The organism is Micromonospora sp. WMMD987, assembly GCF_029581435.1.
In the GTDB taxonomy this organism is placed as follows: Bacteria; Actinomycetota; Actinomycetes; order Mycobacteriales; family Micromonosporaceae; genus Micromonospora; species Micromonospora rifamycinica.
The window spans coordinates 3,009,372-3,021,483 of sequence record NZ_CP120861.1 but is presented as its reverse complement, the minus strand read 5'-3'; the positions used below and the strand labels follow the sequence as shown (position 1 = coordinate 3,021,483).

At 73.9% G+C, this 12,112-nt stretch carries 13 protein-coding genes; 2 read left to right on the top strand and 11 right to left on the bottom strand.

Translation table 11 applies throughout. The features are described 5' to 3' along the window. Positions 1–107 precede the first annotated feature (107 nt). From O7612_RS12750 to O7612_RS12735, 4 genes are read right to left on the bottom strand one after another with little or no spacing between them, the layout of a single operon-like run. A complete protein-coding gene (locus tag O7612_RS12750) occupies positions 108–1,001 on the bottom strand; it encodes a VOC family protein (RefSeq protein ID WP_088647651.1) in 894 nt (297 codons plus the stop codon). Then, positions 998–1,327 carry a Dabb family protein gene (locus O7612_RS12745; RefSeq protein ID WP_282273374.1) on the bottom strand — a complete coding sequence of 110 codons (330 nt, stop codon included), beginning with the start codon at positions 1,325–1,327 and terminating at the stop codon, positions 998–1,000. Before O7612_RS12745 ends, O7612_RS12750 begins: the two co-directional genes overlap by 4 nt. Positions 1,328–1,334: 7 nt before the next feature. Continuing rightward, positions 1,335–1,862 (bottom strand): aromatic-ring-hydroxylating dioxygenase subunit beta, encoded by a 528-nt coding sequence (locus O7612_RS12740; protein WP_282273890.1) that lies wholly within the window; start codon positions 1,860–1,862, stop codon positions 1,335–1,337. A 5-nt stretch (positions 1,863–1,867) separates the two neighbouring features. Beyond that, positions 1,868–3,241, bottom strand: coding sequence for an aromatic ring-hydroxylating dioxygenase subunit alpha (locus O7612_RS12735; protein ID WP_282273372.1), 1,374 nt, complete (start codon positions 3,239–3,241; stop codon positions 1,868–1,870). A 310-nt stretch (positions 3,242–3,551) separates the two neighbouring features. Here O7612_RS12735 and O7612_RS12730 point away from each other — a divergent pair, with 310 nt between their 5' ends. After that, positions 3,552–4,661 carry an acetamidase/formamidase family protein gene (locus tag O7612_RS12730; RefSeq protein ID WP_282273370.1) on the top strand — a complete coding sequence of 370 codons (1,110 nt, stop codon included), beginning with the start codon at positions 3,552–3,554 and terminating at the stop codon, positions 4,659–4,661. Between the two features lie 261 nt (positions 4,662–4,922). On the opposite strand, the gene O7612_RS12725 is transcribed toward O7612_RS12730, so the two are convergent. Genes O7612_RS12725 through fdxA form a run of 7 tightly spaced genes read right to left on the bottom strand, consistent with a single transcriptional unit; the run spans position 4,923 to position 10,550 of the window. Next, a complete protein-coding gene (locus tag O7612_RS12725) occupies positions 4,923–5,828 on the bottom strand; it encodes a ribokinase (RefSeq protein WP_282273368.1) in 906 nt (301 codons plus the stop codon). Between the two features lie 4 nt (positions 5,829–5,832). Next, a complete protein-coding gene (locus O7612_RS12720; protein WP_282273366.1) occupies positions 5,833–6,207 on the bottom strand; it encodes a cupin domain-containing protein in 375 nt (124 codons plus the stop codon). 25 nt (positions 6,208–6,232) lie between these two features. Continuing rightward, positions 6,233–7,156: an aldolase/citrate lyase family protein gene (locus O7612_RS12715; RefSeq protein WP_282273364.1), complete on the bottom strand. Its 924-nt coding sequence runs from the start codon at positions 7,154–7,156 to the stop codon at positions 6,233–6,235. Between the two features lie 7 nt (positions 7,157–7,163). Further along, positions 7,164–8,330 (bottom strand): hypothetical protein, encoded by a 1,167-nt coding sequence (locus O7612_RS12710; RefSeq protein ID WP_282273362.1) that lies wholly within the window; start codon positions 8,328–8,330, stop codon positions 7,164–7,166. After that, positions 8,327–9,262 (bottom strand): fumarylacetoacetate hydrolase family protein, encoded by a 936-nt coding sequence (locus tag O7612_RS12705; RefSeq protein ID WP_282273360.1) that lies wholly within the window; start codon positions 9,260–9,262, stop codon positions 8,327–8,329. The genes O7612_RS12710 and O7612_RS12705 overlap by 4 nt, the downstream gene beginning before the upstream one ends. Continuing rightward, positions 9,259–10,239: an NAD(P)/FAD-dependent oxidoreductase gene (locus O7612_RS12700; RefSeq protein WP_282273358.1), complete on the bottom strand. Its 981-nt coding sequence runs from the start codon at positions 10,237–10,239 to the stop codon at positions 9,259–9,261. Before O7612_RS12700 ends, O7612_RS12705 begins: the two co-directional genes overlap by 4 nt. Further along, positions 10,239–10,550 (bottom strand): ferredoxin, encoded by a 312-nt coding sequence (fdxA, locus tag O7612_RS12695; protein WP_067309107.1) that lies wholly within the window; start codon positions 10,548–10,550, stop codon positions 10,239–10,241. Before fdxA ends, O7612_RS12700 begins: the two co-directional genes overlap by 1 nt. Positions 10,551–10,762: 212 nt before the next feature. Here fdxA and O7612_RS12690 point away from each other — a divergent pair, with 212 nt between their 5' ends. Next, the gene (locus O7612_RS12690) at positions 10,763–12,097 is read left to right on the top strand and encodes a hypothetical protein (protein ID WP_282273351.1); all 1,335 of its coding nucleotides are present in this window, start codon (positions 10,763–10,765) and stop codon (positions 12,095–12,097) included. The last annotated feature ends 15 nt before the right edge of the window (positions 12,098–12,112 follow it).

Here is a 12,112-nt window from a genome sequence, read left to right as displayed (position 1 = left end):
CGGGCAGACGAACGCGGGGTGGCCCCCTGACCGGGCCACCCCGCGTTCGCACCCCTCACCAGCGGGCGGGTACGACAGTCCGCCGGCCGGTCCTGGCGGGGTACGGCTCAGAAGCGCGCCCAGTCGTCGGCGGCCGGCCGCCACACGTCGATGTTGCGCGGGTCCACCGCCATCCGGCGGGCCCGGTGGGTCTCGTGCTCCTCGGGGGTGAACACCCGGTGCCGGTCGCACAGCTCGTAACGCGGCCCGTGCCGGGTGTCGTGCATGTAGAAGGCGATCGACGTCGACGCCGAGTGGTTGACCAGGTCGGACGCGATCGGCACCTGCTTGTACTGGGCCCGCGCCCGGCCACGCATCACGTGGTCGAAGCTCTTCATCATGAAGCACAGGTGCGCGACGTAGAACTCGTTGTTGCGCTGGATCGCCAGGCTGTGGTGGTAGCGGTCCTCGCTGCGCAGGAAGACCGTGACGTCGCCGACGTGGTCGGACTCCAGGAAGCCGAGCACCTTGGTGTAGAACGCCAGCGTCTCGTCATACTTGTCGGTGGCGAGGAAGGGGTGCACCAGGTCCAGCGGGCGCAGCTCGATCAGCGGCGGCTCGGCATACTCCTGGAACTCGGTGAACAGCTCGACGATCAGCCCGTTGGGGTCGCGAACGGCGAAGCCCCGCTGGACCAGGCCCTTGACCCGGTCGGCCAGCTCGAACACCTCGTGCCCGGCGGCGGTCACCCGCTCGCGCAGGTCGTCGAGGACGGCGTCGTTCTCGACGCTGAACCCGACCGCCGTGGTCCACGACTCGGTGCGCTGCGGCGCGGCGACCAGCTCGATGCTGTGGTGCTCGAGGTCGGCGCGCAGGAACGCGTACTCGTCGTCGTGCTGCTCCAGTTGCAGCCCGACGTGGTACTGGAGGAACTCGATGGAGGCGGCCAGGTCGGGCACCTCGATCCGGGCGTACTCCATGCCGTAGGGCCCACGGCGGCGGGCGGTGGCCTCGGTGGTCATCTGTGACCCCTCTCGATGGGCTGGGCGTCCCCGGCGGTGGGGAGACTGACGATGGCCTGACGCTCGATGACCGGCCGCCAGCGTTCCCGGACGAACCGCTCGTGCGAGTCGCTGTGCAGGTAGTCGAGCAGGTCCTGCTCGGTGGGGAACTCCACGACGAAGCCGTGGGTCATGGTGGTGTCCCGGGTGCTGACGTTGACCCCGCTGCGCCAGTTGCGCATCGCGGGATAGCGGCTCGGGAAGGTCTCCAGCTCGGCCAGGACGGACTCGGCCGCGCCGGGCGGCAGGTCGTCGCGGAACCGGAAGACCAGGATGTGGGTGATCATGACCGGCTCAGAGGATGAAGCTGAGTCGGGCGCCGGGGTCCATCGACTCCATCACCGGCACGGCCCGGCGCAGCCGGAACCGCAGCCCGTCCGGGTCGACCTTGAGCACGTGCTCGTACCGGCCCACGTAGGTGTAGGCGCCGTTGTCGCGGTACCGGTGGATGAGGAAGTTGGCGCTGATCCAGACGGTCTCCGCGCCGGCCTCCAGCAGCAGCACGTTGGAGATCATCCGGTGGGTGCGCGAGTGCGGGTTCTCGGCGTGCGCCTTGCGGCTCTTGAGCCGCTTGACCCGGGCCTGGATCAGCTCGTAGTCGTCGGCGACGAAGTACCCGGCGGTGGTGGCGTCCCAGCCGGCCCAGTCGGTGGTCGGCACCTCCAGCCGGCCGCCCGGCTCGATGAGGGTGAGCCACTCGTCGAGTCGCCACTCGTCGAGCAGTTGGGCCTCCCGGTAGAGGAAGTCCTCCACCTCGGCCCGGGTCACCTCGCGCGACTCCACCTTGACCACTCCCCTGCGGCTACCGGCCGTCGTTGACATCACGCTCACTTGCCCGCACCCCCCGCGGCGGGTCCGGCGGCGGGCGTACCGGCCGGCGGGTCGCCGGCCACGCTGGTGCTCGCCCCGACCACCTCGGCCCAGCGCCGCCAGAAGCTGCGCATCGCGCCCTCGTCGATCGAACGGCCCTGGTTGCCCTGCTTCTCGTTGGCCATGCCCCGGGACATGTCGCTCCAGTCGTGCGCGGGGTCGACCGCGTCGGCGGTCGCGGTGATGCCGCGCTGCACCGCCTCGTACGCCTCGATGTCGTCGGGGGTGGCCAGGCCGCCCGGCCCGACGAAGCTGACCATCGTCTTGATCCGCAGCGCGCGGACCGACTCCGGCTCGCCGACCTCGACGAACTGCCAGGCCCGCACGTCGGTGCGGTCGGCGGCGACCGGTTCGAGCTGCCGGATGGTCAGCGCCTCCAGGTCGAACAGCAGCAGGTTGGGGAAGACGAAGAGGATCCGGCTGGCGTCGGCGACCTCGGCGGCGAGTTCGGGGCCGAGCCGGGCCTCCAGCTCGCGGCGCTTGGCGACGGTACGGGTCTTCTCCTCGTCGCCGAAGCGGGGTTCCCAGACCATGCCGATCCGGCCGTTGTGCCCGGTGAGCACCAGCAGCCCGTGGCCGCCGCCGAGGTCGTAGGCGTACTGGTCGTCGTCGGTGACGGCGAAGCCGGTCTCCCGCAGGTAGCCGACGAAGGTGTTGTGGGTGGGGGCGAAGTGGTAGCCGTCCATCGCGTTCTCGACGGCCAGCTTCCAGTTGCCCTTCACGCTGTAGAGCTGCACGCCCGGCAGGGTGGTCATGCCGTGCTCGCCGATCTTGGCGGTCAGCGACATGTAGTGCGCCGCCGGGCCGAGGTGGGTCAGCAGGTCCGGCACGTCCGGGTCGAAGGCGACGAAGACGAAGCCCTCGTGGATCTGGAGCCGGGGCACCTGCCGCAGGGCCATCGAGGCCCGGAAGGCGGGGTCGTCGGGGTACGCGTCGTCGCCCGGCAGCGCGGCCAGGTCCCCGGAGTTGCTGAACGCCCAGGCGTGGTAGAAGCACTGGAAGAACTTCGTGTTGCCCTCGCTGTGCCGGCACAGCACGGTGCCCCGGTGGGTGCAGGCGTTGAAGAAGGCCCGCACCTGGCCCCCGGCGTCCCGGCAGAAGATCAGCGGTCGACCGCCGAGGGTCCGGGTCTTGAAGTCGCCCGGCTTCGGGATCTCGGTCTCGTGGCCGAGATAGAGCCAGGTGTGGTTCCAGATCCGGTCGACCTCGGTCCGGAAGACCTCCGGATCGCGGTAGGCCGAGCGGTGCACGCGGAACCGCAGCGCCTCCCAGTCCTCGTCGATCATCGCGCCGGCTGCACCGAGCGGACGTACCGGCGTCTGCTGCGCCATCACCTCACCGCCTTCTACGTCATGCGAGACAGCATCTCGCCACCCGATGCTGCTACTCCGCCATGGCAACTGTCAAGAGCAGGGCAGACTCCGGCACCGGGTTACTCGCTGTTAATACGAACGCAACACGTACCTGCTGATTCGCCGGCCACGATGCCCCACATCCGACGCGGCCCGGCCGATCCGCCCGACGGCGATCACCGGCCCTCGGACGCGGCCCGCGCACCCCGTCACCGGCCGCCGGCCACCCGCACCGGGCAGCGCCGTCCCGTCGCACCGCCAGCCGGTGTCACCCCTCCCGGAGGATGTCATGCTCCAGCCGCACGATGGCCCGATCGGTGGAACCCACTACCTGCCGAGCACCCCGGACACCTGCCTGTGGGGCCGGCTGCCCAACCGGCGGCACGAGCCCGTGCTGCGGGTCGGCTCCGGCGAGACCGTGACCATCGACACGCTCAGCCACGAGGGGATCCTGGAGGACCAGGGGCGCGACCCCGTCGGCTACCTCAAGCAGTTCGACGTCCCCAGCGACCGGGTGCTCACCGACGCCCGCGACCTGGCCGCCTCCGACGTCGCGCACGACTACGACGCCGACGGCCCGCACGTGGTCACCGGACCGATCACCGTGGCCGGGGCCGAGCCCGGCGACCTGCTCCGGGTCGAGGTCGTCGACCTGCTCGTCCGCGCCCCCTACGGCTTCATCAGCAGCCGGCACGGCTACGGCGCACTGCCCGGGGAGTACCCGCTCACCCCCACCGACACCGGCCCGGACGGCGACGGCCCCCGGGAGTACGGCACCGTCAGCCACTTCACCGAGGTGATCCACCACGGCGGCCGGCTGTTCGGCACCCTGCCGTACGGCGACGGCCGGGCGGCCCGCTTCCCGCTGGCCCCCTTCCTGGGCCTGATGGGGGTCGCCGTGGACACCGACGAGCCGGTCCACTCGGTGCCGCCCGGCGCGTTCGGCGGCAACCTCGACATCAACGAGTTGCAGGTCGGCTCGACCCTCTACCTGCCGGTGCAACTGCCCGGGGCCGGCTTCTACGCCGGTGACCCGCACTACGCCCAGGGCGACGGCGAGGTGGCGCTGACCGCCCTGGAGGCACCGTTGCGGGCCACCCTGCGGCTGTCGGTGATCCCCCAGGCACAGGCCGGTGGCCTGCTCGGGGCCGTCGACGGGCCGTTCGGCGAGACCGCCACCCACTGGCTGCCGGTCGGCCTGCACGCCGACCTCGACGAGGCGATGCGGCGGGCCGTCCGGGCCGCCGTCGACTTCCTCGTCCGCACCCAGGGCATGCCCCCGCAGACCGCCCTGGCCTACCTGAGCGCCGCCGCCGACTTCGAGGTCAGCCAGGTCGTCGACGGGGTGAAGGGCATCCACTGCCTGATCCGCAAGGCCGACTTCCCGGCCCACTTCTGACCGACGGCACTCACCCGGCCGGTGGCACCGCGCCACCGGCCGGGCCGGAAGGTCACCGGCGGACCCGCTACCGCCCCGGACACCCGGCGGCCTCCGCCCCGGACGCGCGGCGAACTCAGCCCCGGTCCGCCCGGCACCGGGGCCACGCCGCCGCCCCCGGCCGGGACAGACCGGGGGCGACGCGCGGCCGGCCGGAGCCGGGCCGCCCCGTCGTCGCAGACGGCACGACGGGCGGCAGGATCGGGAGAAGAGGCGGACAGGTCAGGCTGCGGTGGGCACCTCGGCGCGACGCGGCGCGGCGGCCATCGCCCCCGGCCGGGTGACGGTGACCGCCGCCGCCCGGCTCGCCCAGCGGGCCGCCTCGTCGATCGCCGCGCCGTCGAGCAGCGCGTCGGCCAGGGCGGCGCAGAAGGTGTCCCCGGCCCCGGTGGCGTCCACCGCGTCGACCTGCTCGGCCGGCACCAACCACTGCCGGTCGGTGGTCACCACCAGCGCGCCGTCGCCGCCGAGGGTCACCACCACCGGCCCCCGGGTACCCAGGGTGCGGGCCATCGCGACCAGGTCGTCGGTGCCGGCAGCGCCGACCGGGAGCCGGACGCCGGCCAGGGCCGCCAGCTCACCCCGGTTGGGCACCAGCACGTCGACCCGGGCCAGGGTCGCCGGGTCGACCGGACGGGCCGGGGCGGGGTTGAGCACCACCAGGCCCTCCGCGGCCCGGACCGCCTCGGCCACCACCGCGGCGTCGACCTCCTGTTGCAGCAGCACCGCCCGCGCCGACCCGATCAGCTGCCGCAGCGGGGTCAGGTGTTCGGCGGCGAGCCACATGTTCGCCCCCGAACTCACCGCGATGGTGCTGTCGCCGTCGTCGGTGACCAGCACGATCGCCTGCCCGGTGGGGCGCGGGGCGCGCAGCACCGCGTCGGTGACCACCCCCTCGGCGGCGAGCAGCCCGAGCAGCCAGTCCCCGTCGGCGTCGATGCCGACCGCGCCGACCATCGCCACCCGGCGGCCCAGCCGGGCTGCGGCGACCGCCTGGTTGGCGCCCTTGCCGCCGCCGGTCCGCCGGTGGTCGGCCGAACCGAGCACCGTCTGACCGGCGGCGGGCAGCTCGTGCAGCGGCACCACCACGTCCACGTTGAGGCTGCCCACCACGACGATGTCGGTCATCGGGTCAGCCCTGCCCGGGACGCCAGGCGTGCGGCAGGAAGTCCGCCCGGGGCGGGGCGAAGACGTCCACGTTGATGCACGGACCCTCGGTCGGTTCGATGTAGTGCTCCGCGCCGCGCGGCACCAGCAGCAACGACCCCGGTCCCATCGGGTGCGGCACCCCGTCGACGTAGTAGTTGCACCGGCCGCCGAGGATCAGCACGAGCTGGTCGAAGTCGTCGTGGTGGTGCGGGTTGAGGTCCATCCCGACGCTGAGTTCGTGCCAGGCGAAGAGGACCTCGTCGGTGGCGTAGACCTTGCGGCGCACCCCGGGCCGGACGTCGGTGGCCGGAATGTCGTCCCAGTTGACCGAGATGCCGTACAGCTGCGGATTGAGCATGTGAACGCGTCCCTTCTCAGGCGGATCAGGCGGGTGCGGCGAGCCGACGCAGGCCGGTGCCGAGCAGGTGCAGGTCCGAGCCGACGACCAGGTACCGCGCGTCGGTCAGGCCGTACCGACCCAGCGCCCCGGCGGAGCGCTCGGCGACCCAGCCGCCGAGGACGGCACCGGTGGTGCGGGCCGCGTCGGCCACGTCCCCGGTGCGTCGCAGCAGCGGCCCCGGGTCGTCGGTGGTCGACAGGCCCAGGCTCACCGCCAGGTCGGTGGTGCCGACGAAGCCCACGTCCACCCCGGTCAGCAGGGCGGGCAGCGGGTCGTCGGTGGTCGCCGTCTCGATCTGCGCCACCAGGACGGGCGGGTGCCCGGCCTCCGCCGCCAGGTACCGGTCGAGCCCGTCGGCGCCGTAGCCGGCGGACGGGTGGGCCAGGCTGATGCTGCGCCGCCCGTGCGGGGCGTACCGGCTGGCCGCGCGCAGCTCCTCGACGTCGGCCCGGCGGCGGACGGTCGACAGCTGCACCCCGACGGCTCCGGCCTCCAACAGTCGGTTGACCTGGCCGGGGTCCACCGCCGGCACCCGGACCAGCGCCGGCAGCCCGGCCAGTGCGGCGAACCGGAGCTGGTCGGTGGCGGTCCGCTCGTCCAGCCCGGAGTGCTCCAGGTCGATCACCACGAAGTCGAGGCCGGAGCGGGCGGCCAACGCGATCACGTCGGCCCCGGGCAGCTTGACGAAGGTGCCGACGAGCTGCCCGCCGTCGCGCAACGTGCCCCGCAGCCGGGCCCGGGCGGCGTGCACGCCGGTGGACGGCGTCGGGTCGGCGTGCACGCCGGTGCTCGGCGTCGGGTCGGCGCACGCCGCCCCCGCTGCCGGCGGCCCGGCGGACACCGGTGGTGTCGACCCGGCGGACAGCTGCGGCGCACGCCCCGGCGGGGGCGGCTCCACGGCGGACATCAGCGGGTCACGCCCCGGTGGCGGGCAGGCCGCGCCACGGCACGGTCGGCACCTGCTCGCCGGCGAGCAGCACCACGCTCGGCTCCAGCCGGGGCGCGGTGATCCGGTTGCCGGCGGCGTCGGGCAGCACCGCCTCCTCGGCCTCGGCCAGCACGGTGACGTGGGCCGGGCCGCCCTCGACCAGGGTGCCGTAACCCTCGGCGTCCAGGCCGGTCAGCCGGGCCGACGCGGAGGTCACCCGGGGCACCAGCTGCTCCAGGGTCATCCCCATCGCCCGCAGCTTGGCCATGCTGGTGACCAGGTCGAAGACCGGGCCGCGCCAGTTGCGGGCGCTGGTGTCGGAGGTGACCACGTCGGGCAGGAAGCCCTGCTCGATCGCCGGCCGGGCGACGGCGAAGCTGAGGTTGCTCTTGCCGTGGGCGGACTCGAACAGCACCCCGCGCTCCCGGGCGGCGTAGACCTCGGGCAGCACGGTGCCGTCGTCGAGGATGCCGTACGGCTTGCCGGTGTAGCAGTGCGCCACGACGTCGCCGGGGCGCAGCAGGGGCAGGATCACCGGCAGCGGCTCCGGCGTCTCGCCGATGTGGATCATGAGCGGCAGGCCCGCCTCGGCGGCCAACGCCAGGGACCGCTTGAGCAGCGGACGCCAGTCCAGGCCGACGACGTCCTCGGAGAGCCGGATCTTGAAGCCGCGTACCCGGTGCGGGTTCGCCTCGGCCACCGCCAGCGCGTCCTCGGGAACCAGCGTCCCCGGGTTGATCAGCTCACCGAACCGGAAGTCGATCAGGCCGAGCACCGAGACGTTGAGGAAGTTCACCAGCCGCATCCGGGCCGGCTCGGCGACGTACTTCTCGAACGCGGCGAAGGTGGACGCGCCGACGGTGCCGGCGTCACAGGCCGCCACCACGCCCCGGTGCAGGTGCGCCTCGTCCGGCGGGGCACCCACCTTGGAGACCTCGGCGAAGATGTGGGTGTGCGCCTCGACCAGGCCGGGCAGCACGTACTGGCCGGTGCAGTCGACCACCCGGTCGGCGGCGGCGGCGAGGCCGGGCGCGATCCGGGCCACCCGGTCGCCGCTGACCGCGACGTCGGCGACCCGGCTCGCGCCGGTCTCGCCGTCGAACACCTGACCACCGGCGAGCACCAGGTCGTACCGGTCGGAATTCTCACTCATGACATCGGGCTCTCTGTGCGAAGCGGGTGGGTCGACGCGCTGACCGTGGTCGCCCCGGGGGCGGCCGGCGCGGCGTGGTCCGGGCCCTCGGCACGGAACCGGGTACGCAGGGGCAGCACCCCCGCGACGGTGACCTCCACCAGGTCGCCGGGGCTCAGGAAGCAGCCCCGGTCCTGGCCGGTGCCGGTCGGGGTGCCGGTGAGCACCACGTCACCGGGCTCCAGCACCACGTACCGGGAGATCCAGGCGAGCAGGTCGGGCACCGGGAAGATCAGATCGGCGGTGCTGGCCTGCTGGCGCAGCTCGCCGTTGACGGTGGTGCGCACCCCGATGGCCTCGCGGTCGGCAACCGCGCCCAGGCCGAGCACCGAGGCCCCCAGCGCGCCGAAGCCGGGGAAGCTCTTGGCCAGGGTGGGATTGCCGGTGGCGACCATCACGTCCCGGGCGGTCAGGTCGTTGGCCGCGGTGACGGCGGCGAGGTGCGCCCAGACCTGCCCGGCCGGGGTGTGGTGCATCCGCGCACCGACGACGAGGGCGACCTCGCCCTCGTAGTCGGGCTGGCTGCTGACCGAGCCGGGCAGCGGCACGGTCTGTCCCGGGCCGGAACCGGCGCTGGGCGACTTGAGATAGAGCACCGGCTGGGTGGGCAGGGCGCGGCCGGTGGTCCGGGCCTTGCAGTGGTAGTTCAGCCCGACCCCCCACACGGCGCGGGTGCCGGCCAGCGGTGGACGCAGGTCGTCGACCAGGGTCGCCAGCGGCAGCCGGCGGCGGACCCGGGCCTCGGCGGCCGGGGCGAGCCCGAGGCCGGCGCGCAGCAGGGCCGCCACGTCCGGGTAGGGCAGGTCGAGCAGCTCGACGTCGTCGCCGGTGATCCGGCCCAGCCCGTACCGGGTGGCGACCAGGTGCACGTCGGCGGGCGCGGGGGCGGTCATGCCGCGTCCGAGGAGTGACCGGGGACGGTGCCGAGCGCCGGGTTGACCAGCGGGGCCAGGTTGTTGACGGCGGCGGCGGCCTCGCCGAAGCCGACCGAGATCAGCCGGACCTTGCCGTCGTAGTCGGTGATGTCGCCGGCGGCGAAGACCCGGGGCAGGTTGGTCCGCATCGACCGGTCCACGGCGACGTGCCGGCGGCGCATCTCCAGTCCCCACCGTTCCATCGCGCTGAGGTCGGCGATGAACCCGAGCGCGGCCACCACCGCCTGGGCGGGCAGTGTCTCCCGGCCCTCGCCGCGCACCTCGGCCAGGTGCACCGCCTCGACGGTCTGCTCCCCGTCGATCCCGCAGACCTCGTACGGGGTGAGCACCCGCACGGTGGAGTCGTGCAGTTGGCTGACGCTGTGCTCGTGGGCGCGGAACTGCGGCCGGCGGTGCACCAGGGTGACGCTGCGGGCGTACGGCTCCAGGGCCAGCGCCCAGTCGACGGCCGAGTCGCCGCCGCCGACCACGACGACCTCCTGGCCGGCGAGCTCCTCCAGCCGGGGCACGAAGTAGCGCAGCCCCCGGCCGAGGTGGTCGTTGCCGACGGGGAGTTCCCGGGGGGTGAAGGTGCCGATGCCGGCGGTCAGCAGTACCGCCGCCGCCCGGACCTGGGTGCCGGTGTCGGTGCCGATCAGCACGTGGTCCTCGGCGCAGGTCAGCTCGACGGCGCTCTGCCCGAGCAGGAACGTCGGCTTGGCGGTGGCCGCCTGGGTGAGCAGGGCGTCGACGAGTTCCTGGCCCCGGACGGCGGGCAGCCCGGCGATGTCGTAGATCGCCTTCTCGGGGTAGAGGGCGGCGATCTGCCCGCCCGCCTCGGGCAGCGAGTCGATCACCGCCACGCTCATCCCGCGGAAGCCGGCATAGTAGGTGGCGTAGAGCCCGGCCGGGCCGGCGCCGATGATCGCGAGGTCGACCTCGTGCCGTTCGGCCATCAGCCGGCGCTTTCCGCGATGGCCGGGTGGTCGTGGCCGACCCGGCCGATCTTGCGGGCGCCGCCCGGGGTGCCGATCTCGGTGAAGAACTCCGCGTTGATCGGCCCGAAGCGCGCCCGGTCGGCGGGCAGGTCGTCGAGGTGGAAGATCGAGGTGACCGGGCAGACCGGCTCGCAGCGCCCGCAGTCGACGCACTCGTCCGGGTTGATGTACATCATCCGGTCGCCCTCGTAGATGCAGTCCACCGGGCATTCCTCGACGCAGGACCGATCCTGTACGTCCACACATTCGTCGGTGACCACGTAGGTCATCGGTCCTCCTGCGGTTCGGTCGGCCAGCCGTCTCCGGTGCGACGCGGCAGGTACGGGCGGGCGTGGCCGGTGCGGTGTGCCGGGCCCGTTCCGCGACGTCGCCGGATACGGGGCGGTGTCGTTGGTGTGAGGCCACGCTAGAGACTTGGCGCAGAGTATGTCAACATACGAGACGTCATCTTGAATGAAGTCATGCCGACCGAGGAGCGGGGATGGCCGACGAGGTACCGGCGACGCTGCGCCACGCCGCCGACCAGGCGATCGACCCGGCGACCCTGCTCGACGCCCTGGCGGCGCTCGCCGCGCAGCCGAGCCCGTACGGCCGCGAGCGGGCCACCGCGCACCGGGTCGCCGACTGGGCCGCCGCCCGGTGGCCGGCGCTGTCCTGGCGGGTCGACCCACTCCCGCGCACGGCGGCCACGCCGGACAGCGCCAACCTCGTCGGCGGATCCAGCCGGGGCGAGCACCCCGAGCTGCTGATCTACTCACACCTGGACACCTCGCTGACCGACGCGGCGGACTTCGACGCCCCGATCACCGGCCGGCGTACCCCCGCCCCGGCGCTGGACCTGCCCGGACCCGACGGGGAGGTGGTCAGCGGCTCCGGCCTCGGGGTGGCGCGGGCGGCGGCGGCCGCCGCCCTGGTTGGCTACGCCGCCGCGGCCGAGGCCTGCCGGGCCGCCGGCCGCCCGCACCGGCTGACCCTGCTGCTCGCCGCCACCGGCACCCACCGGCACGACCCCGACGCCGGGCCGGACGACGGCGTCGCGCCGGCCCCCACCACCGGCGGCGTACTCCACCACCTGCGCGACCGGCCGCCGCCGGCCGCCGCGATCGTGGCCAAGACCAGCCCGCCGGGCATCCTCACCGCCGAGCCCGGGGCGATGTTCCTGCGGGTACGGCTGTCCAGCGGCTTCCATCCGGCGCTGTTCCGGGACACCGCCACGCCCCCCGGCGGGCTGCTCGCCCACCTCGGGGTGGTCGTCGAGGCGCTGGAGGACTTCCGCCGCGCCCACCTGGCCCGCCGCACCGACCCGGACGCCCTGGTCGGCCCCGAGCTGGGCCTCGGGGCGGTCCGCGCCGGCCAGCCGGGCAAACCCGACCTGCTGCCCGGGGCGGTGGACCTCCACCTCTACCTGACCACCGTACCCGGCGACGACCCGGCGGAGATCACCGACGCGCTACGGGCGACACTGGCCCGGCGGCTGCGGGACACGCCGCTGGCCGGCTGCGGGCTGGCCGTCGCCGGTCACCCGGTCCACCCGTCGGCCGCCACCGCGCCCGACGCCGCGATCTGCCGGCACGCCGACGCCGCGTGGCGCACCGCCCACGGGCGACCGCCTACCCCGCTACGCGGCTGGACCGGGTCGACCGACGGGGTGGTGCTCCGCGGCCGGGGGGTGCCCACCGTCCGGCTCGGCCCCCCGGCGTTGCCACCCGACCCGGCCGACCCCCGCCGGGAGCGGTACGCGATGGCGGAACTGGTGCGTTTCGCCCGACTGTACGCGGACATCGCCCTGCGGCACCAGCAGGCATCGACAGGCTGAGGTGTCATATGCCAT